Origin of the sequence: Dactylosporangium salmoneum (genome assembly GCF_039532525.1) — a bacterium.
Classification (GTDB): domain Bacteria; phylum Actinomycetota; class Actinomycetes; order Mycobacteriales; family Micromonosporaceae; genus Dactylosporangium; species Dactylosporangium salmoneum.
The window spans coordinates 177,298-201,439 of record NZ_BAAARV010000067.1 but is presented as its reverse complement, the minus strand read 5'-3'; the positions used below and the strand labels follow the sequence as shown (position 1 = coordinate 201,439).

Here is a 24,142-nt window from a genome sequence, read left to right as displayed (position 1 = left end):
TGACCTTCAAGCGTCCGCGCCGGCGTCGGCGCGGATCTCGCCCGGCTTGGTGCCGGCCACGTCGGCGGTCAGCTTGGCCGCCATGCCGGGGTGGCCATCCTCGGTGCCGTCGTCGGTGACGAACGTGCCGGGGCGGCGGGCACGAAGCGAGCGCCGCCACGGCAAGGGACGCGCCGAGGCGCAGGGCTCGCGCACGCAGGGATAAGGGCGTGAGGTCCTCGGATCGCGGGGGTGATCGGGGCGGAGGAACGGCGGCGCCTAACCAAAACGAAAGGCGCTCACTGTCCCGTCGACCGCTCGATCGGAGGCCGCTGCGGGAAATGTCGTACCCGGTTGGGAGGATGGCGGCATGGCGCGCGGATTTCCTTATGCAGACCTCAACGAGTTCCTGGCCGCCCTACAGAAGGCGGGCGAGCTGCATCGGGTGACCGCGCCCGTCGACCCGCACCTGGAGATCAGCGAGGTGGTGACCCGCACGGTGCGGGCCGGCGGCCCGGCGCTGCTCTTCGAGCGGCCCACCCGCGGCGACATGCCCGTCGCGATCAACCTCTTCGGCACCGAGCGGCGCACCGCGATGGCGCTCGGCGTGGAGTCGCTCAACGAGGTCGGCGAGCGGATCGGCGCCCTGGTCAAGCCGGAGCTGCCGGTCGGCTGGTCCGGCATCCGCGACGGCATCGGCAAGCTCATGCAGCTCAAGTCGGTGCCGCCCAAGCACGTGAAGACGGCGCCCTGCCAGGAGGTCGTGCTCAAGGGCGACCAGGTGGACCTCAACCGGCTGCCCGGCCTGCAGGTGTGGCCCGACGACGGCGGGATCTACCACAACTTCGGCCTGACCCACACCAAGCACCCTGAGACCGGCAAGCGCAACCTCGGCCTCTACCGCCTGCAGCAGCACAGCCACAACACGCTGGGCATGCACTGGCAGATCCACAAGGACTCGACGGCACACCACGCGGTCGCCGAGCGGCTCGGCCGGCGCCTGCCCGTGGCGATCGCGATCGGCGCCGACCCCGTGGTGTCCTACACGGCCAGCGCCCCGCTGCCCTCCGACATCGACGAATACCTGTTCGCCGGCTTCCTGCGCGGAGACCGGGTCGAGATGGTGGACTGTCTGACCGTGCCGCTCCAGGTGCCCGCCAACGCCCAGATCGTGCTGGAGGGGTACCTCGAGCCGGGCGAGCGGCTGCCCGAGGGCCCGTTCGGCGACCACACCGGCTTCTACACCCCGGTCGAGGACTTCCCGGTGCTGCACGTGGAGTGCATGACGATGCGCCGCGACCCGATCTACCACTCGATCATCACCTCGAAGCCGCCGCAGGAGGACCACGGCCTGGGCAAGGCGACCGAACGGATCTTCCTGCCGCTGCTCAAGCTGCTGATCCCGGACATCGTGGACTACGACCTGCCGGCCGCCGGGGTGTTCCACAACTGCGTGATCGTCTCGATCCGCAAGCGCTACCCGAAGCACGCGCAGAAGGTGATGAGCGCCGTCTGGGGCGCCCACCTGCTGTCGCTGTCCAAGCTCATCGTGGTGGTCGACGAGGACTGTGACGTCCACGACTACGCCGAGGTCGCGTTCCGGGCCTTCGGCAACGTCGACTACGCCCATGACCTGCTGCTCACGGAGGGTCCGGTCGACCATCTCGACCACGCCTCCTACCAGCAGTTCTGGGGCGGCAAGGCCGGCCTGGACGCCACGCGCAAGACGCCGGCCGAGGGCTACCATCGCGGCTGGCCGGAAGAGATGGTCATGTCGCCCGAGATCGTCGCGCGGGTCGACAAGCGCTGGAGAGAGTATGGGTTCAAGTGACGCTCACTGAGGCACCTCCGAGCCGGGTCAAGGCGTTCCTGCGGCTCGTCGCGATCGAGCACTCGGTGTTCGCGCTGCCGTTCGCCTACCTGGCCGCCCTGACCGCGATGACCACGGCCGGCCCCGCCGGCACGCCTCACGTCGGCTGGCTCGACCTGCTGCTGGTGACGATCGCCATGGTGGGCGCGCGCACGTTCGCGATGGCCGCCAACCGGATCATCGACCGGCGCATCGACGCGCGGAACCCGCGCACGGCCGGCCGCGAGCTGGTCACCGGGGCGGTCAGCGTGCGCACCGCGTGGACCGGCGCGGTCGTCGCCCTGGTCGTGTTCCTGGGCGCGGCCGCCCTGCTCAACCCGCTCTGCCTGGCGCTGGCCCCGCTGGCCGTGGTGCCGCTGATCGTGTACCCGTACGGCAAGCGCTTCACGAACTGGCCGCACGCCATCCTCGGTCTGGCCCAGCTCGTCGGCCCGGTCGGCGCCTGGCTGGCGGTCACCGGCGCCCTGCACGGCTCCGGCCCGGCTTGGGTGCTCGGGGCCGCGGTCGGGCTGTGGATCGGCGGCTTCGACCTGATCTACGCCTGCCAGGACACCGAGATCGACCGCACCATCGGCGTGCACTCGGTGCCGGCCCGCTACGGCGTGCCGTTCGCCCTGCACCTGTCCAGCGCCGCGCACGTGGTGACCTTCGGCCTCTTCGTGTGGTTCGGCCAGCTGGTCGGCCTCGGCTGGCTGTGGTGGATCGGCCTGCTGGTCACCGCGGTGGTCTTCGTCTACGAGCACGCCATCGTGCGCCCCGGCGACCTCTCGCGGGTCAACCGGGCCTTCTTCACCGCCAACGGCTTCGTCGGGATCGTCCTGTTCGTGTTCGCGCTGCTCGACCTGGTCGTGCGCGGCGGGCTGCGGCCCTGACGTGAGCCCCCGGGCGGCGCGGCGGACCGGGCCGCGGCCGGACCCGGACTCAGGCCCGCTGAAAGGCCGCAGACCTCGCCGCGGCCGGGACCCGGCCCTCCGGCGGGCCCGCAGACCGCGCCGCGCCCGGACCGGGACTCCGGCAGGCCCGCACCCCGCGCCGCGCCCGGACCGGGACTCCGGCAGGCCCGCACCCCGCGCCGCGGCCGGACCTGGACCCAGCCCTCCGGCAGGCCCGCAAACCGCGCTAAGGCCGGACCCGGACTCCGGCGGGCCCGGCGGGCTTCGGTCGGGTCCCTACGGCTCGGCTGCCCCGCGGCCTGGTGCTCCGGGCGTCCGGCACGGGCGTGTGCCGGCCTCCGGGCGGGGCAGTGGGTGAGGGTGCTCGTCGGCGGCTCGGCCCAGATATCGATGCACTACGCTCACAGGCCGTTGGCGGGCAGGCTTCCGGGCCGGTACGGCGCGCGCCCGGTCGTTGATCGGGTCGCGCTCACCCGCTTCCTCATGCCGCAGGCGATTCTTGCCGCTTACTCCGTGCACGGCGGCCGGGTCGCGTAATCGTAGGGGTGTGCAGATGCGCAGCGGTGCCTTCTCCGAGCACGAGCAGCCGGCGCCGGCCGCGCCCTCCGACGGGCGCTGGCGGGTCTCGCCGGGCTTCATGGCGCTCAAGTGCGCCATGACCGTGGTGCTGGCGATTGCCGCGGTGTTCTTCGCCGAGGACACGGCCGCGCTCAGCGCCGCGATCGTCGCCACGGCGGTGGCCGGCGGCTACGCCCTGCGCGACGTGCTCGCCCCGGTCCGGCTCGCCGCCGATGCGCACGGCCTCACCGTCGTCGCCGGGTACGCCGGCCACCGCCGGGTGGAGTGGTCGCAGGTCGAGCGGGTCCGCGTGGAGTCCCGCAGCCGCGGCGGGCTGCGCGGCGAGCTGCTGGAGATCGACACCGGCGACACGCTGCACCTGCTCAGCACGTACGACCTGAACGCCCGGCCGGCCGACGTGGCCGAGGAGCTCGACCGTATCCGGACCATCGGTGGGAGCGGCTGACCGGCCGAGGCGGCAGGAGCGCCCCGCAGCCCTCGGCGAGACCGCCGCGGGCGAGACGGCCCTGACCGCCCCCGCCCCGGACCTCGCCGCTGGCACGCAACCACCACGCGAAAGCGACAACGGCACGCAACCGCCACGCGAAAGCCACGACGGCACGCAACCACCACGCGAAAGCCACGACGGCACGCAACCACCACGCGAAAGCCACGACGGCACGCAACCACCACGCGAAAGCCGCCACGGCACGCAACCACCACGCGAGAGCGGCGACGGCGCCGAAGGCCGAGCGGCCGGCCCCCCGGCGGAGAAAGGCGAACGAGGCTGGCGGCGGGCACTGCTGGCGACCCTCGGCTTCGACGCCCTCGCGCGCCCGTCCGGAGCACACCCCCAAGACCGGCCCGGCGATCGGCCGTGGCGACGGGCGTGGTTCGCCGGGCTCGGAGTGTTCGCGGCGAGCAAGGTCGGCCTCGCCGCCGTCTCGGCCTCCGCCTGGATCGGGGACCAGGGGCCGGGGCGCCCTATGCGGCAGATCGCCCGCCTGTGGGCCACCCAGTACGACTCGCCGTGGTTCATCGCGATCGCCCAGCACGGGTACCAGCCGACCGCGGACGCGTCGCCGGCGGCGTTCTTCCCGCTGTACCCCGTGCTGATCCGGCTCGTGACGCCGCTGTGCCTCGGCCATTCGTGGGCGGCGGCGCTCCTGGTCGCCAACGCCGCCCTGCTCGTCGCGCTGGTCCTGCTCTTCCGCCTGGCCGAGCACGAAATGGACCGGGCCGCGGCCGGGCGGACGGTCTTCTACCTCGTGGCCTTCCCCACCGGCTTCTTCCTCACCGCCGCCTACAACGAGGGGCTGTTCATCGCGCTGCTGGTCGCGGCGGTGTACTGCCTGCGCCGCGAGCACTGGTGGCGGGCCGGCGCCCTGGGCGCCCTGGCCGCGACCGCCCGCTCGGCCGGCATCCTGCTGGTCCTGGCCTTCGCGTTCGAGTACGTCCGCGCCCACGACCTGCTCCGGCCGCGGGCCTGGTTCCGGTCACAGAGCTACTTCCGCACCCGCGCCTATGTCCGGGCCCGGCACCTCGTCAGCCGCCCGTCCTACGTGGGCGCCCACGCCGCCCCGGCCCGGCAAAAAATGCCGATAAATCCGTTTTTCGCGGCAATCGGCGCGGCGCGCAAGGGCGGCGCGATCGACCGGGACCGCAAGACCCACGCCGACTGGCCGGTCAACGCCGACCGCGGGGCGCAAGCGGCCGGGCCCCGGCAGCAGCGAGCAGCCGGCGCCGGGCCGAGCAGACGCACCCGGCGGCCGGGCGGGCACCGGGGCGCGCTCGCCATCCTCCTGATCCCCGCCGGCCTGGGGGCGGTGATGGCCGCGGACTGGCACGCGTACCGCGACCCGCTCGCCTTCTCCCACACCCAGGCCACGCACTGGGGCCGCCATCCGGCCTGGCCCTGGCAGGCCCCGATCGCCGCCGCCAGGCACCCGGGCGCGTGGTTCACCGAGATCTGGGCCCACAACCTGCTGGAACTCGCCACCGTCACGCTTCTGGGCGTACTGCTGGTGCTCGCCCTGGCCGGCCCCTGGCGACTGCGCCGCGACCAGATGCTGTTCCCGCTGCTCGGCGCCGCGCTGCTGGTCTTCATGATCAGCTTTCCGAGCCGGTACACGCACGACATCCCGTACCCGCTGTTGTCCACCTCGCGCATCGGCCTGGAGATCTTCCCGGCGTTCCTGATGCTCGGCAGGATCGGCGGCCGCCCCTGGCTGGACCGGGCCCTGCTGGCCGCGTTCCTCGGCACCCAGGGCGTGCTGGCCGCCCACTTCCTGCACAGCGGCTGGGTGGCCTAGGCCCTGTCCTGTCGATCATGTCGAGCCGAGACGAGGTCCAGATTTCGCCTGCGTGTGCCCCGCGAAAGGCAGGCTACCGGTGTTGTAACCGGCCTTTCGCGGGGTGCGCGCAGCGCCTGGGCTGGGCCGGCCAGGCGCAGCGCGCCGGGCCAGCCTGGGCGTCGCGGAATCTGGGCCCGTCGCAGGCCGGCATGATCGGCAGGACAGGGCCTAGGCCCCGACCTCTGCGCGACGGCACGACATGACCGCCAGGACGGGGCCTAGCTAGGCGTCGTTACGCAGCGCGAAGATGGCGATGTCGTCGCGCGGGGGCTCCGGGGAGAAGCTCAGCGTGCGGGCCCGCAGCCGGGCCGCGACCACGTCGGCCGGGAAGCCGGCCAGGCTGGCGGCCTCGTCGCGGAGCCGCTCGACGCCGAAGAGGTCCACGCCCCGGCGCCGCTCGGTGACCCCGTCGGTGAAGAAGACCAGCGCGTCGCCGGGGTCGAGCAGGACCTGGGTGCGCGGGGTGTTGATGTTGTCGAGCAGGCCCAGGGCCGTGCCGCATGCGCCGACGAGCTCCGTGCGGCCGTCCGCCCGCAGCAGGACCGGCTGGTCGTGGCCCGCCAGGTGCAGCGTCACGTCGAGGCGCCCATCGGGGCGGCGGAACACCTGGGCCAGGCACAGCGTGCAGAACCGGCCGCCGCCGCGCTCGAGCAGGGTTTCGTTGAGCCGCAGCAGTACCTCGGGCAGCGGCCGGCCGTCGCGCACCAGCACCCGGGTCACGTCGCGGACCAGTCCGGTCACGGTCGCGGCCTGCACGCCCTTGCCGGAGACGTCGCCGACCACCACCAGCCAGCGGCGCGCCGAGAGCGGCACCACGTCGTAGAAGTCCCCGCCGACGTCCACGCCCTCGCCGGTCGGCACGTACTCCGCGCCGAACTCCACCCCGTCGGCCTTCGGCAGCTGCGGCGGCAGGAGCGAGCGCTGCAGGGTCTGGGCCACCGTGCGCCGCTCCGCGTGGATGTTGGCGTTGTCGATCGCGAGCGCGGCGCGGCGGGCCACGTCCTCGACGACCGCCACCTCCTCGGCGCGCTGCCAGGTGTCGCGGTGCCCGCCCACGGTCAGCGTGCCGAGATGCTGGCTGCGCGCGATCAGGGCGACGACGTAGCCCTCCAGGGGAGGTCCCAGCGGTACCACGGCATCGGTCCCCATCGCCTCCTTGAGCTGCGGCGTCGCCTGGTCGAGGGCGTCGCGGAGGTCGCCGGTCCTCGACTCGTCGGCGTGCGCGAGGGCGGCCAGGCGCAGCTCGCCCCCCGCGTCGGCGGAGTGGATCGCGCACCACTGGCCGAGCCGGGGCACGACCAGCCGCGGGATCAGCGCGAGGGTCAGCTCGACGTCGAGGGACTGGGCGAGCAGTTCGCTGGCCTCGGCGAGGAAGGTGAGCCAGGCCCGCCGCTCGGCGTCGGCCCGGCGCAGCCGGTCGTTCTCGACCAGCAGGGTCAGCCGGTCGGCGGCGAGCGCGGTCAACGGCCGGGTCAGCGGGTTGCCGGCGCCCCCGGCCACCAGCAGGTCGGCGCGCCACGGGCGGGCGATCCGCAGCGGCACCCGGCGGCCGCTGTCCATGACGCCGCCGGTGCGGCCGACCGCGACGACGGTGCGGGGGCCGTCGCCCTCGTCGATGGTGAGCGCGGCGCCGTGCGCGCCGATCGCCTGGCTGAGCCGGCGCAGCAGCTCCTCGGCGAGCTCCTCCAGCGAGGTGCCCCGGCCCGACCAGGTCAGCGCGTCGATCGCGGAGGGCAGGTCGAGGGCGGGCGCGCCGATCCGCCGGCCGGGCGCGATGTCGAGGCGGAACCACACACCCTTGCCGCCGGAGAAGTGCATCGTCCCCCAGGCGGTGGCGATCTGCTCCACGAGCAACAGCCCCCGGCCGCGCTCCGGCAGCTCGCCGATGGCCGGGTCGGGGTAGGAGGGCGCGATGGCGCCGGGGTGGAAATCGAGGACGGCCACCGTGAGCGTGCCGTCGGCGGCGGTGATCTCCAGATCGACCTCGGTGCCGGCGTGCACGACGCTGTTCGTGGTGAGCTCGGTGACCAATAGCAGGGCTTCGTCCAGAATGCCGCCGAGATCCCGTTCGTGGGCGATCGTCCGGATCGCTTCGCGGGCCAGACCGGGAGAGCTATGGTCGGCCGGGAGCCTGAGCCTCCGGACGGTCTGGGTTGTCACATATCGCAGTCTCCACGCAACGGTGGTAACAATCCAACCTGAAGGACGACGATGGGTGGACACCGCCTGCCCCGACACCGGTGGAGACGCTATGACCACAGTCGAACAAGTCACCCGGAAGAGTCCGGAAACGCTGCTGCTTGAGGAGCTGTCCTCGGCGCTCGACCGGCTCGCCGCCGGCGACCTGAAGATCCGCCTCAGCCGGCGCGACGGACTGCCGGGCGAGGTGGTCGAGCGCTTCAACCGGCTCGCCGAGATGAAGCTGCGGCACACCCGGGAGCTGCTGCGGATCAGCCGGGTCGTCGGCCGCGAGGGCCGGATGACCGAGCGGCTCGACGAGGAGGGCTTCGAGGGCGCTTGGCTCGACCGCATCCACGCGGTCAACTCGCTCATCGACGACCTGGGCCGCCCGACCACCGAGATCGCGCGCGTGATCGTCGCGGTGGCCGAGGGCGACCTGTCGCAGAAGCTGGCCCTCGAAATCGACGGACGGCCGCTGCGCGGCGAGTTCCTGACCATCGGCCGCACGGTCAACACGATGGTGGACCAGCTCTCGTCGTTCGCCGACGAGGTGACCCGCGTGGCCCGCGAGGTCGGCACCGAGGGCAAGCTCGGCGGCCAGGCCCAGGTCACCGGCGTCGCCGGCACCTGGCGCGACCTCACCGACTCGGTGAACTCGATGGCCGCCAACCTGACCGGCCAGGTGCGCTCCATCTCCGCCGCGGCGACCGCCGTGGCCCGCGGCGACCTCTCGCAGAAGATCACGGTCAGCGCCAAGGGCGAGATCGCCGAGCTCTCCGAGACGATCAACTCGCTCGTCGACACGCTGCGGATCTTCGCCGAGCAGGTGACCCGGGTGGCCCGCGAGGTCGGCACCGAGGGCAAGCTGGGCGGCCAGGCCGACGTGCCGGGCGTGGCCGGCACCTGGAAGGACCTGACCGACAACGTCAACTCGATGGCGTCCAACCTGACCAGCCAGGTCCGCAACATCGCCCAGGTGGCCACCGCCGTGGCCCGGGGCGACCTGTCGCAGAAGATCACGGTGGCCGCCCAGGGCGAGATCCTCGAGCTGAAGGACACCGTCAACACGATGGTGGACCAGCTCTCGTCGTTCGCCGACGAGGTGACCCGCGTGGCCCGCGAGGTCGGCACCGAAGGCAAGCTCGGCGGCCAGGCCCAGGTCACCGGCGTCGCCGGCACCTGGCGCGACCTCACCGACAACGTCAACTTCATGGCGTCGAACCTGACGAGTCAGGTCCGCAACATCGCCCAGGTCTCGACGGCGGTGGCCCGGGGCGACCTGTCGCAGAAGATCACGGTCGACGCCCGCGGCGAGATCCTCGAGCTCAAGAGCACCGTCAACACCATGGTCGACCAGCTCTCCTCGTTCGCCGACGAGGTCACCCGCGTGGCCCGCGAGGTCGGCACCGAAGGCAAGCTCGGCGGCCAGGCCCAGGTCACCGGCGTCGCCGGCACCTGGCGCGACCTCACCGACAACGTCAACTTCATGGCCTCGAACCTGACGAGTCAGGTCCGCAACATCGCCCAGGTGGCCACCGCCGTGGCCCGGGGCGACCTGTCGCAGAAGATCACGGTCGACGCCCGCGGCGAGATCCTCGAGCTCAAGAGCACCGTCAACACCATGGTCGACCAGCTCTCCTCGTTCGCCGACGAGGTCACCCGCGTGGCCCGCGAGGTCGGCACCGAAGGCAAGCTCGGCGGCCAGGCCCAGGTGCGCGGGGTGGCCGGCACCTGGCGCGACCTGACCGACAACGTGAACTTCATGGCGTCGAACCTGACCGCCCAGGTCCGCAACATCTCGCAGGTGGCCACCGCCGTGGCCCGCGGCGGCCTGTCGCAGAAGATCACGGTCGACGCCCAGGGCGAGATTCTGGCCCTGAAGTCCACCGTGAACACGATGGTCGATCAGCTCTCCTCGTTCGCCGACGAGGTCACCCGCGTGGCCCGCGAGGTCGGCACCGAAGGCAAGCTCGGCGGCCAGGCCCAGGTGAAGGGCGTGTCGGGCACCTGGCGCGACCTGACCGACAACGTCAACTCGATGGCGTCCAACCTGACCAGCCAGGTCCGCAACATCGCCCAGGTCACCACCGCCGTGGCCCGCGGCGACCTGTCCCAGAAGATCACGGTCGACGCGCACGGCGAGATCCTCGAGCTGAAGAACACCGTCAACACCATGGTCGACCAGCTGTCGTCGTTCGCCGACGAGGTGACCCGCGTGGCCCGCGAGGTCGGCTCGGAGGGCAAGCTCGGCGGCCAGGCCCAGGTGCGCGGCGTCTCCGGCACCTGGCGCGACCTCACCGAGAACGTCAACCAGCTCGCCTCGACGCTGACCACCCAGCTGCGCGCCATCTCGCAGGTGTCCACCGCCGTGACCCGCGGCGACCTGACCCAGCGGATCGCGGTCGAAGCGCTCGGCGAGGTGGCCGAGCTCAAGGACAACATCAACCAGATGATCGTGACCCTGCGCGAGACCACGAAGAAGAACGCCGAGCAGGGCTGGCTGGACTCCAACCTGGCCCGCGTCGGCGGCCTGCTGCAGGGCCAGCGCGACCTCGGCGAGGTCTGCCGCATGATCATGGCCGAGGTGACCCCGCTGGTCGACGCGCAGATCGGCGCGTTCTTCCTCTCCGGCGCGGACGTGGACAGCGGGCTGCGGCTGCGCCTGGAGGCCTCGTACGGCTACGTAGCCCCCGGCACCGACATCAGCTTCGCCCCGGGCGAGGGCCTGATCGGTCAGGCGTCGCTGTCGCGCCGGGTCATCCGGGTCAAGGCGGCGCCGGACAGCCGGCTGCAGGTGCGCTCCGGCGTGGCCGAGACCCCGCCGGCCGACCTGGTCGTGCTGCCGGTGCTCTTCGAGGGCGAGCCGCTGGGCGTCATCGAGTTCGGCAGCGTGTCGCCGTTCGGCGAGCTGCACCTGGCCTTCCTGGACCGGCTCGTGGTGACCATCGGCGTCGCGCTCAAGACGATCCTGGCCAACCGGCGCACGGAGGAGCTGCTGTCGCAGTCCCAGCGCCTCGCGCTGGAGCTGCAGGACCAGTCCGCAGAGCTGCAGCGCACCAACGCGGAGCTGGAGGAGAAGGCCACGCTGCTGTCGGAGCAGAAGGGCAACATCGAGAAGCAGAACCGCGAGATCGAGATGGCGCGCCTCGGCCTGGAGGAGAAGGCGCAGCAGCTGGCGCAGGCCTCGCAGTACAAGTCGGAGTTCCTGGCCAACATGAGCCACGAGCTGCGGACCCCGCTCAACTCCATGCTGCTGCTGTCCCGGCTGCTCGCCGACAACCCGGACGCCAACCTGAGCGCCCGGCAGATCGAGTTCGCGGCGACGATCCACAACGCCGGCTCCGACCTGCTGGCCCTCATCGACGACATCCTGGACCTGTCGAAGATCGAGGCCGGCCGGATGGACGTCGAGCCGGGCGAGGTTTCGTTCGACGAGATCCGGTCGTACGTCGAGCAGGCCTTCGCCCCGCAGGCCGAGGACAAGGGCCTGGAGTTCACGGTGCGGACCGACGCGGGGCTGCCCCCGGCGATCGTGACCGACCCGCAGCGGCTCCAGCAGATCCTGCGCAACCTGATCTCCAACGCGGTGAAGTTCACCGACAACGGCTCCGTGACGCTCAGCATCGGGGTGGCCTCCCCCAGCCTGGAGTTCACCGCCCCGACGCTGGCCGGCGCCCGCCGCGTGATCGCGTTCGCGGTGGCCGACACCGGCATCGGCATCGCCGACGACAAGGTGGCCCTCATCTTCGAGGCGTTCCAGCAGGCGGACGGCACGACGAGCCGCAAGTACGGCGGCACCGGCCTGGGCCTGTCCATCAGCCGCGAGCTGGCCCGCCTGCTCGGCGGCGCGATCGGGGTGACCTCCGACGTCGGGCGCGGCGCGACGTTCACGCTGTTCCTGCCCGACGTGATCGCGACCGAGGCGATGCCGGCCCTGCACGCGCTTCCGGCCCCGCCGATGTCGCTGCCGCCAGCCGCGCGGCCGCTCCCCTCGGCCCCCGCGATGCTGCGCCCGCTGCCGTCCCCGGAGCGCCGCTCGACCGCCGCGCCCCACCAGCTCGACGGCGCCACGGTGCTCATCGTCGACGACGACGTGCGCAACGTCTTCGCCCTGACCAGCGCCCTGGAGCTGCACGGCATGACGGTGCTCTACGCCGACAACGGCGCCGACGGCGTACGCATCCTGTCCGAGCACCCGAACGTGGACATCGTCCTGATGGACGCGATGATGCCGGACCTGGACGGCAACGAGACGACCCGGGCGATCCGGCGCAACCGGCGCTTCGCCGACCTGCCGGTGGTCTTCCTGACCGCCAAGGCGATGCCAGGCGACCGCGAGTCCTCGCTGGCCGCCGGGGCCAGCGACTACATCACCAAGCCGGTCGACCTCGACGAGCTGCTTGACGTGATGTCCGCGTGGGTAAACGGTGACGGCCGCGCGGTGTAGTTTGGCCGTTCAGGGCCGATGACTCGATCCGGGCAGGCCCTGACCCGCCCGGATCGGCGCAGCTCGGCTCGACGACGTGAAGGGAGCGGCGCTCTTGACTGGACCGGATCGGCCCGCGAAGGTGCTGCTCGTCGACGACCGGCGGGACAACCTGCTGGCCCTGGAGGCGATCCTGCAGGGGCTGCCCGTCCAGACGGTGGGCGCCGACAGCGGCGAGGACGCGCTGAAGTGCCTGCTCATCGACGATTACGCGCTGATCCTGCTCGACGCCCAGATGCCGGCCATGGACGGCTTCGAGACGGCCCGGCACATCAAGCGGCGCGAGCGGACCCGCCACGTCCCGATCATCTTCCTGACCGCCGCCGACCGGGACTCCCACCTGGCCCTGCGCGGCTACGCGGCCGGCGCCGTGGACTACCTCACCAAGCCGTTCGATCCCTGGGTACTGCGGGCCAAGGTCTCCGTCTTCGTCGAGCTCTGGACGATGACGCAGCAGCTCGCCGCCCAGTCCGAGCTGGTCCGCGCCCGGGAGACGGAGCTGCGCCACGCGGGCGTCGCCGTCGACGAGGCGACCGCGCTGCTCAAGGGGGCCCTGGCGGCGGACGGCCAGCTGGGCCGCGAGCAGGTGGAGAAGGCCATGACGGCCCTGGCCAAGGCCCGCGCCAAGCTGTGACGTCTGGGCACCGGCGCGCCACGAGCCCCGGGAATGCCATCAATTCGAACTTGCCGCCCGTCGGGGTATAAATCCGATAAGTCGTGGCGCGCCAGCGCCCGACTTATCGTGGCAAAAGCCCCGCGGTCACACCTCCTGGATCATCAACGCGTTGCGCAGGCCGGTGATGTCCAGGACGCGGATGAGGAAGGCGCCCACGTTGACCAGCACCAGGTAGCTCTGGGCCAGCGCCGCCTTCCGGCTCAGCACCACCAGCGTGCCGAGCCCCTGCGAGTCGCAGAAGGTCACGCCGGCCATGTCGAGCACCACGCGGGCCGGCGGCTCGGAGAGGACGTCGTCGATGGTGGCTGCCAGGCGGGACACGGTGGACATGTCAATCTCGCCGGTCAGCGACACCACGGTCTCCGCGGGCTCGCGGCGCACAGAAACGGAGAGATCGGGACGATCCACCGGCACAGCCTATATCCGATCAGCGCCATAGTGGCGTCCGGCACACGGGGCCGAGGGCCGCGCGGAGTGCACCCGGCGAAGCTGTCAGAATGGGCAGGCTGTGACCGATTTTGACGCCGCCGGTCTCGGCCCGTACGCGGGTGACGCACCGGCCTCGCAGGCCCTGTTCGACCGTGCCCAGGCCACTGTGCCGGGTGGGGTGAATTCACCTGTCCGGGCATTCCGGGCGGTGGGTGGCACTCCGCGCTTCATGGTCAGCGGCTCCGGCTGCTGGCTCACCGACGCCGATGGACGGCGCTACCTGGACCTCGTCTGCTCGTGGGGGCCGCTGATCCTCGGCCACGCCCATCCCGAGGTCATCGCCGCGATCACCGCCGCGGCGGCGCGTGGCACCAGCTTCGGCACGCCGACGCCCGGCGAGGTCGAGCTGGCCGAGGAGATCGTCGCCCGCGCGCCGATCGACCAGGTGCGCCTGGTCAACTCGGGCACCGAGGCGACCATGAGCGCGCTGCGGCTGGCCCGTGGGTTCACCGGGCGGCCGAAGGTGGTCAAGTTCTCCGGGTGCTACCACGGGCACGTCGACGCGCTGCTGGTCGCGGCCGGGTCCGGGGTGGCGACGCTGGCCCTGCCGGACTCGCCCGGGGTCACCGGGGCGGCGGCCGGCGACACGCTCGTCCTGCCGTACAACGACGTGGCCTCCCTGGAAGCGGCCTTCGCGGCCCACGGGGACCAGATCGCGGCGGTCATCACCGAGGCGGCGGCCGGCAACATGGGCGTGGTGGCGCCCCGCGACGGGTTCAACGCCAAGATCGCCGAGCTCGCGCACGCCCACGGCGCGCTGCTGATCCTCGACGAGGTCATGACCGGCTTCCGGGTCAGCCGGTCGGGCTGGGCCGGGCTGGAGCCGGTCGACGCCGACCTCTACACGTTCGGCAAGGTCATGGGCGGCGGCATGCCGGCCGCGGCGTTCGGCGGGCGGGCCGAGATCATGGCGCGGCTGGCCCCGGCCGGCCCGGTCTACCAGGCGGGCACGCTGTCGGGCAATCCGCTGGCCTGCGCCGCGGGCCTGGCGACCTTGCGCCTGGCCACCCCGGAGGTCTACGCCAGGCTCGACGCCACCGCCGCCACGATCGGCAAGCTGTCCTCCGACGCGCTCTCCGCCGCCGGTGTACCGCACCTGCTCTCCACGGCCGGCAACATGTTCTCGATCTTCTTCACGGACCGGCCGGTGCACTCGTTCGCCGACGCGCAGACGCAGAACGTGGCCGCGTTCCGGGCCTTCTTCCACGCGATGCTGGACCGCGGCGTGTACCTGCCGCCGAGCGCCTACGAGTCGTGGTTCGTCTCCACGGCGATCGACGACGAGGCGCTGGCGGTGCTGGAGGCGGCCCTGCCCCACGCCGCCCGGGCCGCGGCCGCCGCCGGAGCGGGGAGCGTGGCGTGAAGACGATCGTCCACGTGCTGCGCCACGGCGAGGTCTACAACCCGGAAAAGGTGCTCTACGGCCGCCTGCCCGGCTACCGCCTGTCGGAGCTGGGCGTGCAGATGGCGAAGGCGGCCGCCGAGGCGATGGCCGGCCGGGACATCACGCACCTGGTCGCGAGCCCCCTGGAACGGGCCCAGCAGACCGCGGCGCCGTTCGCCGAGGAGCTCGGCCTGCCGATCGCGGTCGACGACCGGCTGATCGAGAGCGCCAACTTCTTCGAGGGCAAGCGGGTCGGCGTGGGCGACGGCGCGCTGCGCGACCCGCGCAACTGGTGGGTGCTGCGCGACCCGGTGACCCCGTCCTGGGGCGAGGCCTACAGCGCCATCGCGGCCCGCATGTTCGCCGCGCTGATGGCGGCGCGCGAGGCGGCCGAGGGTCACGAGGCGGTCTGCGTCTCGCACCAGCTGCCCATCTGGACGCTGCGCCGGCACGTGGAGAAGAAGCGGCTGTGGCACGACCCGCGGCGCCGCGAGTGCTCGCTGGCCAGCTTCACGAGCTTCCACTTCGAGGACACCAAGATCGTCGGCATCGCGTACTCCGAGCCGGCCGCCCACCTCGTCGCGATGTCCGCCTCGGCCCGCCAGGCCAAGGGGGCGTGACCATGCGCCGGGTGAAACTCGTGGCGGCCCTGCTCCTGGCGCTGACCCTGTTCACAACAACAGCCTGCACCAGCAGTGCGCCCAAGAACGCGCTCGGCAGCCGCAAGATCGCGGCGGCCGACCGGGTCGCCGCGCCCGCGATCAGCGGCGATCTCATGGACGGCTCCGGCAAGTTCGAGCTCGCCCAGCACAAGGGCCAGGTCGTGGTGGTCAACTTCTGGGCGTCGTACTGCGCGCCCTGCCGCACTGAGGCGCCGGAGCTGGAGAAGGTCCTGTCCGCCACCAAGGCGCAGGGCGTCACGTTCATCGGCGTGAACGTCCACGACCAGCGCGACCCGGCCAACGCCTACCTGGCGGACATCAAGCCGTCGTACGGCAGCATCTTCGACCCCTCGGCGGCGCTCGCCCTGGAGTTCGACGTGCCGCCCAACTCGATCCCGGCCACGCTGGTCATCGACAGGAGCGGCCGGATCGCGGCCGTGCTGCGCTCCGAGGTCGACCAGGCACTGCTCGAGCCGGTCGTGCGCGACCTGCTGGCCGAGCAGGCGTAGGGCGGGCCACATGGACGCCGGGAGCATCGCCGCGACCGGGCCGCTGCTGGCGGCCGTCGCGGTGGCCGTGCTGGCCGGACTGGCGAGCTTCCTGTCGCCGTGCATCCTGCCGCTCGTGCCCGGGTACCTCTCCTACGTCACCGGCCTGGCCGGCGCCGACCTCGACTCGGGGCAGCGCCGCGGCCGGGTGCTCGCCGGGGTCGGGCTGTTCATCGCCGGCTTCGCCGCGGTGTTCATCGGCCTGATCGTGCTGGCCACCCGGGCCGCGATGACGATGATGCTGCACCGCCGGCTGATCGAGGTGATCGCCGGGATCGCCGTGATCGTGCTGGGGCTGGCCTTCATGGGCGTGGTGCCCGGCCTGGAGCGGCAGTGGCGGATCCAGCGGCTGCCCGCCGCCGGGCTCGTCGGCGCGCCCGTCTTCGGCATGGTGTTCGCGCTGTCGTGGGCGCCCTGCACCGGCCCGACCCTCGGTGCGGTGATCGCGCTCGGCTCGACCAGCGGCTCCCAGGCCCGCGCGGTCACCCTCGCCATCGCGTACTCGCTGGGCATCGGCCTGCCGTTCATCGCGGTCGGCCTGGGCTTCCAGCGGCTCATCGGGGTCATCAAGTTCATCCGCCGCAACAGCCGCTGGGTGACCCGCATCGGCGGCGCGCTGCTCGTGCTGGTCGGGCTCGCCCTGGTCACCGGCTTCTGGAGTACCCTCATGATCGCCCTGCAGTCGAACATCGGGCCCGGATCGGTGCCGATCTGATGCGCTGGCTCTACCACACCGCCGTGGCAGTGGGCCGCCGCGCCTGGCGCCAGCTCACCAGCATGCGCACCGCCCTGGTGCTGCTGTTCCTGCTCGCCGTGGCCGCCATCCCCGGCTCGGTGCTGCCCCAGCGCAACGTCTCGCCGGAGAAGGTCCGCACCTACCTGGACACGCACCGGCAGTGGGGGCCGACACTCGACCGGCTCTTCTTCTTCGACGTCTACGGATCGCCCTGGTTCTCCGCGATCTACCTGCTGCTCTTCGTCTCGCTGGTCGGCTGCCTCGTGCCCCGGTTCCGCGGGCACATCGCGGCGCTGGTGAAGGTACCGCCAAAGGCTCCGAAGCATTTCGACCGGCTGCCGGCGCACGCCACCGTGTCCGCGTCCGCCGCGGCGGGCGACGCCGAGCGGATCCGCCAGGTGCTGCGCAAGCGGCGGTTCCGCACGGCCGTGCGCGAGGACGGCGACGTCGTCGAGATCTCCGCCGAGAAGGGCTACCTCAAGGAGACCGGCAACCTGGTCTTCCACTTCGCGCTGCTGTCGCTGCTCTTCGGTGTGGCGTTCGGCTCCTGGTTCGGCTGGCACGGCAACCGCCTGCTGGTGCAGGGCGACGACTTCGCCTTCTGCAACACGCTGCTGAACTACGACGAGCACGCCCTGGGCGCCCAGGTCGGCGAGAACGACCTGCCCCGCTTCTGCCTGCGGCTGGACAAGTTCAACGCGACGTACCTGGACAGCGGGCAGCCGGTCACTTATCAGGCCCGGGTAGGAGTCACCGAGCACGGAAAGTCCTCCGAACGACTCCTCGAGGTAAACAGCCCGCTGCGGCTGGACGGGGCCAACGTGTCGCTGCTCGGGCACGGCTACGCGCCGGTGCTCAAGTACACCGACAAGTACGGCAAGGTCTCGACCAACGTCGCCGCCTTCCTGCCGTCCGACACGCTGCTGACCAGCCAGGGCGTGGCCACGTTCCCGGACGTGAACATCAACCCGCAGACCAAGTCGCGCGACGACAAGGCGCAGATCGGGTTCTCCGGCATCTACCTGCCTACGGTCCCGTCCGACCCCTCGGTGAACTCATCGGCCTTCCCGGGCGAGCGCGATCCCAGGCTCATGCTGCAGGCGTACCGCGGGGTGCTCGGCTTCGACGCCGGCGCGCCGCTGTCCGTGTACACGCTGGACGACCGGCAGATCCAGGCCGGGCGGCTGACCAAGTTCGGCGAGCCGATGATGCTCAAGCCGGGCGGCACGGGCACGCTGCCGGACGGCACCACCGTCCAGTTCGTCGGCACCCAGCAGTGGGTCAGCCTGTCCATCCGCCACGACCCGGGCCAGCCGATCGTGCTCGGCGGGGCGGTCGCGCTGCTGGCCGGCCTGCTCGGCTCGCTCACCGGCAAGCGCCGCCGGGTCTTCTTCCGCGTCGGGCCCGGCGGCATCACCGCCGGCGGTCTGCCGCGCAGCGACTACCCCGGCTTCGCCGACGAGTTCGACGAGATCGTCCGCGCGGCCGCCCCTGCCGCGAGCGTGCCGGAGCAAGTGGCGCAGACTGACACGGTCGAGGAGGTTGTGTGATGGGCGGGATTTCGAACCATCTGTTGGTCGTCACGATCTTCAGCTATGTGCTGGCGATGATGGCGTATGCGATCGAGTACGCCTTCGGCGGCCGCAGTCTGGTCGCCCGCGCGGCCGTCCGCGTCCCGGTCGCCGCCATGGCCGGTGGCGGGACTCTCGCCGGAATTCCGGAGATGCCCGAATCGTCGGACCAGCCCGAGGGCGTGGGTGCCCGCCGGGCCGGCATCACCGCCGTCGTCCTGACGGTCCTCGGCTATGCGGCTCACATCGGCGCGCTGGTCACCCGCGGCATCGCGGCCGACCGGGCCCCGTGGGGCAACATGTACGAGTTCGTCATCACCGCCACCCTGGTCGGCATGACGGCCTGGCTCGTCGTGCTGACCCGCTGGACCGGCCTGCGCCACCTCGGCCTCTTCGTCGCGCTGGTCGCCGCCGTCCTGCTCTCCATCGCCGGCATGACCCTCTACGTGCCGGTCGGCCCGCTGGTCCCGGCCCTGCACTCGTACTGGCTGGTCATCCACGTCGGCGCCGCCTCGACCGCGTCGGGCGTCTTCCTGGTCGGCTTCGTCGCCGCCGCGATGCACCTGATCCGCTCGGGCTACGACGCCGGCAAGACCCGCTTCCCGTACTCCCTCGGCGAGCGCCTCCCGCAGGCCGCCACCCTCGAGCGGGTCACCTTCCGCGTACACGCCTTCGGGTTCCCGATCTGGACCTTCGGCGTCATCGCCGGCGCCATCTGGGCCGAGGCAGCCTGGGGCCGGTACTGGAACTGGGACCCGAAGGAGGTCTGGTCCTTCATCGCCTGGGTCGTCTACGCCGGCTACCTGCACGCCCGCTCGACCCCGAGCGTGAACCGCCGCGTGACCTCCTGGATCGCGGTGGTCGGCTGGGTCACCATGATGGTCAACCTCTTCGGCGTCAACCTGGTCGCCAACGGCCTGCACTCCTACGCCGGCGTCTGATCGGCGAGGCGGCGCCGGGTCCGCGGGGTGGTAGGCGCCGCCCGGGGCGGGAGAAGGCGCACCACCCGGCGGCGGGCGAGCAGGGCCGCGTGCACCGCGGCGCGCACGAGCCGGGGCGCCGGGCGCAGGCCGACGGCGGCTCGGGTGCCCGGGGCCAGCAGGGCCGCCACGACCGGGCGGACCAGCGGGCGTAGCCACGGCCGGACCCGGGCCCTCGCCATCGCCAGCGTGCGTTCGCTGCATTGCCGCCCGGCCTCGGTGAAGGAGAAGCCGGCCTCGGCCCGCTCCAGCTCGCGGGCCAGCTCGTCCGGGGAGCGGGGCAGGGCGCGCACGCCCATCCGCCGGCCGAGCTCCGCGTAGAACACGGCCAGCGCGGTGCGCTCGCCCGGGGTGAGCGGCCGCCAGCCGAAGCGGTCCAGCCAGCGGGTCAGCGTCACGGCCAGGGCGGCCAGGGCGAAGGCGTTGTGCTCGGCGGTCACCGGGGTGCCGCGGTGGCTGCGGTTGACCCACCGCAGGATCGCCCGGCCGCGCGGGGAGTCCAGGCCGTGCTCGACGAGGTCGCCGAAGGTCAGCGACGTGATCTCGGCCCGCTCCAGCAGCGCGTCGGTGTGGCCCACCGCGGCGGCGACGGGCGGGTTGGCGTACAGGTGCCAGATCATCAGGCGTCCGGCCATGCGCACGTCCCACGGGAACTCGTGGAACATGAGCAGGCGGACGATCTCGGCGTGGTCGCGCACCGGGTCGAGGCCGGCGACGCGGTCTCGTAGGTCGAAGCGGCGCACGCCGCCAAGATAGCTACGGGCCGCTACTTCGACTTCGTGATCGCGGTCGCGGTGACGGTGCCGTCGGCGTTCTGGCCCTGCACGGTGACGGTGGAGCCGGCGGTCAGGTCCTTCAGCGCGCCCGGGGCCGAGACCGTGGTCTTGTCGCTGGTCTTGACGATGTACGTCGTGCCGTCGGCCGACTCGACGTAGACCGTGGTGCCGTCGACCAGCTTGACCGTGCCGGTGATGCCGCCGCGCCCGCCGGTGCCCGTGCCGCCCTGGCCGGTGCCGCCCTGGCCCGTGCCGCCGGCCGCGCCCGGGAAGCCCTGGCCGCCCCCGCGGCCGGCGAAGGCGCTGGCCAGCGCGGCCGGGTTGACGCCGCCCGGGCCCGAGGCCGCCGGGGCGGTGCCGTAGTTCTTCTGCACCTGGGCGCCCCCGACGAAGCCGACGACCAGCAGGGCGAGGCCGGCCAGGACGTAGGTCGCCCGGTTGGCCAGCCGCCGGGGCGCGGACTTGGCGATCCGCTCGTTGAGGTCGTCGTCCAGCGGCGGCTCCGCGAGCAGGTCCGGCTCGTCGTCGAGCTCGATCGGCTCACGCACGACCTCCACCGTCGGCAGGTCGGCGAGCGCGTGGCCGTACGCCTGGGCCTCCACGGTGGCGTCGTCCAGCGTGGGGTCCACCGGGGAGTACGAGCGGCTGTACGGCGAGCCGGACGGCTCGGCGTCCGGACGGCGGAAGGGCGAAGCGGCGTGGGTCACGGGACACTCCTCGTCGACTGCCGTGCGGGTGGGACCGGGTTGCGGCGCCCGCGGGGGGTCGGGCGGCGCAACCAGGACCCGCCCGCGCGGAGGCTGGGATCACTCATAGCGAAGGGCCTCGATGGGCCTGAGGCCGGCCGCGCGGCTGGCCGGGTAGCTGCCGAAGAACAGGCCGATCGCGACCGAGAAGCCCAGCGCGAGGGCGACCGAGCTGGGCACGATGACCGGCTTGATGCTGACGATCGTGAACTGGCTGCCGATGACCGCGGCGGCCACGCCGAGCAGCCCGCCGATGAGCGACAGCACCGTCGCCTCGACCAGGAACTGGGTGAGGATCGTGCGCTTGGGCGCGCCAAGGGCCTTGCGGATGCCGATCTCGCGGGTCCGCTCGGTGACGGTCACCATCATGATGTTGGTGATGCCAATCCCGCCGACCAGGAGGCTGATGCCGGCCACGGCCCCGAGCAGGAGCGTGAACGTCTGCGCGGTGTTGGCCCGCGTTTCCAGCAGCTGCGACTGGTTGAGGATTCGGTACGCCGAGGTCGTCGACGATCCGCTGATGTTGAGCTTCTCGTTGAGGATCGCGGTGATCTCGGACTGCGCGTCGCTGACCGCGTCGGGCGAGGTGGCCTGCACGAGGAGCTGGTTGAGCGAGCCGTACCCGGTCAGCGACTCCTGCACCGCGCTCACCGGCGCCATGGCGACGTCGTTGGGGTCGTTGAACCCGCTGCCGCCCTTCTCGGCGAGCACGCCGACGACGGTGAAGAGCTTGCCGGAGACGGTGATCTGCTTGGACAGCGGGTCGACGTTGCCGAAGAGTTCCTCGGCGACGGTCGAGCCGATGACCACGACCTTGCGCGAGTCCTTGACGTCGTCGTCGGTGAACAGCGCGCCCTTGGAGATCTTGAAGTTGGAGGCGCCGACGTAGCCGGGGTAGGTGCCGACGAACTGCGCGATGGTGTGGTCGGTGCCCTCGTAGGTGGCCGACTGCGAGCCGGTCACCACCGGCGAGACGCTCTTGACGTGCGGCGCGTCGTCCTTGTTCTCCAGCGCCGGCACGAGGTCCATGTTCAGCGCGGTGTTCTGGGTGGAGGCGGCCCCGCGGGCCCCGCCGCCGGCGCCGGCGGTCACCGTCAGCGTGTTGGTGCCGAGCGACTCGATCTGCTTCTGCACCGCCTGCGCGGAGCCGTTGCCGACCGCGACGAGCAGGATGACGGCCGCGACGCCGATGAGGATGCCCAGCACGGTGAGGCTGGAGCGCAGCTTGTTGGCGGTGATCGCGCGCAGCGCGAAGCGGATGGTCTCGAAGATGTTCACTTCAGCCGCTCATCCTGGACGATGCGTCCGTCGACCAGCCGGATCAGTCGCTTCGCGCGCTCCGCGACGTCCGGCTCGTGGGTGATCAGCACGATGGTCCGGCCCGAGCGGCTGAGCCGGTCGAAGACGGCCAGCACGTCGTTGGTGGACTGGGTGTCGAGGTTGCCGGTGGGCTCGTCGGCGAGCAGCAGGGCCGGCGCGGTGACCAGCGCGCGGGCGACCGCGACCCGCTGCTGCTGGCCGCCGGACAGCTGGTTGGGCTCGTGGTCCTCGCGCTCGGCCAGGCCCACCATGTTGAGCGCGGCCCGGGCCCGGCGGCGCCGCTCGGCCGCCTTGACCCCCGCGTAGGCCAGCGGCAGCTCGACGTTGGCCAGCGCCGTGGTGCGGGCGATGAGGTTGAACGCCTGGAAGACGAACCCGATCCGCCGGTTGCGCACGAGGGCAAGCTGGCGGTCGTTGAGCCGGCTGACGTCGACGCCGTCCAGGAGGTACCTCCCGGAGCTCGGGATGTCCAGGCAGCCCACGATGTTCATGAGGGTCGACTTGCCCGAGCCGGACGAGCCCATGATCGCGACGTAGTCGCCGCGCTCGACGGTGAGCGTCACGCCCCGCAGCGCGTGGACCTCGGTCTCGCCCTGCCCGTAGATCTTCTTGACGTTCTGGATGTCGAGCACCGGGTGCACGCCCGGCACCGCCCCCGTGGCCGCCTCGGCCGTCATCTGCACGCTCATGTCAGTTGCCGCCCCGCCCGGTGAAGCCGCCGCCGCCCCCGGTGAAGCCGCCGCCCCCGCCTGGGAAGCCGGCGCCGCCGCCCGGGAACTGTTGCTGGTTGTTCGTGCCGCTGGTGGAGTTGGTCGTCGTCGTGGTGATCACGACCGTCTCGCCGGCCTGCAGCCCGGACTTGACCTCGACGAAGCCGCCGCCGGTGATGCCGACCTCGACCTGCCGCTCCTCGTTCTGGCCGTTGACCTGCACCGTGACGGTGCGCTGGCCGCCGGCCGTGCGCAGCGCGGTGCTCGGGATACGCAGGACGTCCTGCGCCTCGGCGACGGTGACCACGGCGGTCGTGCTCTGCCCCAGCCGTACGCCCTCGGGAAGCGAGTCCAGCGTGATCACCGCGGCGTAGGAGTTCACGTTGTTGCTGGTCGTGGCCGTCGGCGAGATCGTGCTGACCTTGCCGGTGGCCCGCGTGCCGCTCAGCGCGCTCCACGTGATGTTGGCCGTCTGGCCGGCCTTGAGCTTGGTCGCGTCGGCCTCGGCAAAGCTCGCGTTGATCTGCAGCTTCGACAGGTCGGCGAGCTGGACGAAGCCGCTGCCGGAGCTCGAGCTGGAGCTGGAGGCGCCGGTCGCGCTGCTCCCGCCGCCACCGCTGGAGGAGGAGCCGGACGAGGAGGAGCCCACCGCGCCGTTGACCGCGGTGACCGTACCCGCGATCGGGGCGGTCAGCACCGTGCCGTTCACGGTCGCGGTGGCCGAGGTGACGTTGCTCTGTGCCGTGGCGACCTGCGCCTCGGCCGAGGCGATGGTGGCGTCGTCGGCGTTGTTGTTCTCGTCCCGGGTCAGCGCCGCCTTCGCGGCGGTGAGGTTGGCCTTCGCGGTGTCCAGCGAGGCCTGCGCGGCGGTCGGGTCGACCTTGGCCAGCACCTGGCCCTTGGTGACGACGTCGCCGACCTTCACGTCGAGCTCGATCACGGTGCCCGAGGTGGTGAAGTTGGCGTTCGCGGTCGAGGCGCTCGCCACCGAGCCCGACGCCGAGACGGTCTGGGAGACCGTGCCCTGGGCGACCTGCACCGTGCGGGTGCGCGTGGTGGTCGTCCCGGCCTCGGCGCTCGCGGCCGGCCCGCTGATGATCTGGTACGCCCAGAAGGCCCCCCCGGCCGCGGCCAGCACGAGCGCGGAGTTCACGAGGGTCACGGAGTTGAGCCGGGGCCGGCCCAGCGACGGCAGCGACAAACGCATGAAGGGAATCGTGGAG

General features: G+C 72.1%; 20 protein-coding genes. 12 read left to right on the top strand and 8 right to left on the bottom strand.

The features are described 5' to 3' along the window. Window positions 1-6 precede the first annotated feature (6 nt). Window positions 7-195: a hypothetical protein gene (locus tag ABD352_RS34910; RefSeq protein WP_344616793.1), complete on the bottom strand. Its 189-nt coding sequence runs from the start codon at window positions 193-195 to the stop codon at window positions 7-9. A 154-nt stretch (window positions 196-349) separates the two neighbouring features. Between ABD352_RS34910 and ABD352_RS34905 the strand changes: the two genes are divergently transcribed. The 4 genes from ABD352_RS34905 to ABD352_RS34890 all read left to right on the top strand — a co-directional run bounded on the left by ABD352_RS34905 (window position 350) and on the right by ABD352_RS34890 (window position 5,612). Continuing rightward, window positions 350-1,810, top strand: coding sequence for a menaquinone biosynthesis decarboxylase (locus ABD352_RS34905; protein WP_344616792.1), 1,461 nt, complete (start codon window positions 350-352; stop codon window positions 1,808-1,810). Then, a complete protein-coding gene (mqnP, locus tag ABD352_RS34900; protein ID WP_344616791.1) occupies window positions 1,807-2,721 on the top strand; it encodes a menaquinone biosynthesis prenyltransferase MqnP in 915 nt (304 codons plus the stop codon). The genes ABD352_RS34905 and mqnP overlap by 4 nt, the downstream gene beginning before the upstream one ends. A gap of 574 nt (window positions 2,722-3,295) precedes the next feature. Beyond that, the gene (locus tag ABD352_RS34895; RefSeq protein WP_344616790.1) at window positions 3,296-3,766 is read left to right on the top strand and encodes a PH domain-containing protein; all 471 of its coding nucleotides are present in this window, start codon (window positions 3,296-3,298) and stop codon (window positions 3,764-3,766) included. A 520-nt stretch (window positions 3,767-4,286) separates the two neighbouring features. Beyond that, on the top strand, window positions 4,287-5,612 hold the full coding sequence (locus ABD352_RS34890; protein ID WP_344616789.1) for a mannosyltransferase family protein: 1,326 nt from the start codon (window positions 4,287-4,289) through the stop codon (window positions 5,610-5,612). Between the two features lie 264 nt (window positions 5,613-5,876). Here the strand turns inward: ABD352_RS34890 and ABD352_RS34885 are convergent, their stop codons facing one another. Next, window positions 5,877-7,814 (bottom strand): SpoIIE family protein phosphatase, encoded by a 1,938-nt coding sequence (locus tag ABD352_RS34885; protein ID WP_344616788.1) that lies wholly within the window; start codon window positions 7,812-7,814, stop codon window positions 5,877-5,879. A gap of 91 nt (window positions 7,815-7,905) precedes the next feature. Between ABD352_RS34885 and ABD352_RS34880 the strand changes: the two genes are divergently transcribed. Both ABD352_RS34880 and ABD352_RS34875 read left to right on the top strand, forming a co-directional pair. After that, window positions 7,906-12,282 (top strand): HAMP domain-containing protein, encoded by a 4,377-nt coding sequence (locus ABD352_RS34880; RefSeq protein ID WP_344616787.1) that lies wholly within the window; start codon window positions 7,906-7,908, stop codon window positions 12,280-12,282. Window positions 12,283-12,376: 94 nt separating this feature from the next. Next, entirely contained in the window at window positions 12,377-12,955 is a 579-nt protein-coding gene (locus tag ABD352_RS34875) for a response regulator (protein WP_344616786.1), read from the top strand. A 126-nt stretch (window positions 12,956-13,081) separates the two neighbouring features. Here the strand turns inward: ABD352_RS34875 and ABD352_RS34870 are convergent, their stop codons facing one another. Next, the gene (locus ABD352_RS34870; protein ID WP_344616785.1) at window positions 13,082-13,405 is read right to left on the bottom strand and encodes an STAS domain-containing protein; all 324 of its coding nucleotides are present in this window, start codon (window positions 13,403-13,405) and stop codon (window positions 13,082-13,084) included. A 100-nt stretch (window positions 13,406-13,505) separates the two neighbouring features. On the opposite strand from ABD352_RS34870, the gene hemL reads away from it, so the two are divergent. From hemL to ccsB, 6 genes are read left to right on the top strand one after another with little or no spacing between them, the layout of a single operon-like run. Further along, a complete protein-coding gene (gene hemL, locus ABD352_RS34865; protein ID WP_344616784.1) occupies window positions 13,506-14,849 on the top strand; it encodes a glutamate-1-semialdehyde 2,1-aminomutase in 1,344 nt (447 codons plus the stop codon). A gap of 5 nt (window positions 14,850-14,854) precedes the next feature. Then, on the top strand, window positions 14,855-15,490 hold the full coding sequence (locus ABD352_RS34860; protein ID WP_344616813.1) for a histidine phosphatase family protein: 636 nt from the start codon (window positions 14,855-14,857) through the stop codon (window positions 15,488-15,490). Between the two features lie 2 nt (window positions 15,491-15,492). Then, on the top strand, window positions 15,493-16,041 hold the full coding sequence (locus ABD352_RS34855) for a TlpA family protein disulfide reductase (protein ID WP_425553778.1): 549 nt from the start codon (window positions 15,493-15,495) through the stop codon (window positions 16,039-16,041). 10 nt (window positions 16,042-16,051) lie between these two features. After that, window positions 16,052-16,795: a cytochrome c biogenesis CcdA family protein gene (locus ABD352_RS34850; RefSeq protein WP_344616782.1), complete on the top strand. Its 744-nt coding sequence runs from the start codon at window positions 16,052-16,054 to the stop codon at window positions 16,793-16,795. After that, window positions 16,735-18,366: a cytochrome c biogenesis protein ResB gene (gene resB, locus ABD352_RS34845; protein ID WP_425553786.1), complete on the top strand. Its 1,632-nt coding sequence runs from the start codon at window positions 16,735-16,737 to the stop codon at window positions 18,364-18,366. Before ABD352_RS34850 ends, resB begins: the two co-directional genes overlap by 61 nt. After that, window positions 18,366-19,328: a c-type cytochrome biogenesis protein CcsB gene (gene ccsB / locus ABD352_RS34840; protein WP_344616780.1), complete on the top strand. Its 963-nt coding sequence runs from the start codon at window positions 18,366-18,368 to the stop codon at window positions 19,326-19,328. Before resB ends, ccsB begins: the two co-directional genes overlap by 1 nt. Here ccsB and ABD352_RS34835 read toward each other — a convergent pair. The 5 genes from ABD352_RS34835 to ABD352_RS34815 form a co-directional block, all read right to left on the bottom strand. Beyond that, window positions 19,313-20,110, bottom strand: a complete 798-nt coding sequence (locus tag ABD352_RS34835) for an oxygenase MpaB family protein (protein ID WP_344616779.1) — start codon at window positions 20,108-20,110, stop codon at window positions 19,313-19,315. The genes ccsB and ABD352_RS34835 overlap by 16 nt on opposite strands. 23 nt (window positions 20,111-20,133) lie before the next feature. Then, on the bottom strand, window positions 20,134-20,850 hold the full coding sequence (locus ABD352_RS34830; protein ID WP_344616778.1) for a hypothetical protein: 717 nt from the start codon (window positions 20,848-20,850) through the stop codon (window positions 20,134-20,136). A 99-nt stretch (window positions 20,851-20,949) separates the two neighbouring features. Beyond that, window positions 20,950-22,167, bottom strand: a complete 1,218-nt coding sequence (locus ABD352_RS34825; protein ID WP_344616777.1) for an ABC transporter permease — start codon at window positions 22,165-22,167, stop codon at window positions 20,950-20,952. Then, window positions 22,164-22,886 (bottom strand): ABC transporter ATP-binding protein, encoded by a 723-nt coding sequence (locus ABD352_RS34820; RefSeq protein ID WP_425553785.1) that lies wholly within the window; start codon window positions 22,884-22,886, stop codon window positions 22,164-22,166. Before ABD352_RS34820 ends, ABD352_RS34825 begins: the two co-directional genes overlap by 4 nt. A gap of 13 nt (window positions 22,887-22,899) precedes the next feature. Further along, window positions 22,900-24,126 (bottom strand): efflux RND transporter periplasmic adaptor subunit, encoded by a 1,227-nt coding sequence (locus tag ABD352_RS34815; RefSeq protein WP_344616775.1) that lies wholly within the window; start codon window positions 24,124-24,126, stop codon window positions 22,900-22,902. Window positions 24,127-24,142: the final 16 nt, after the last annotated feature.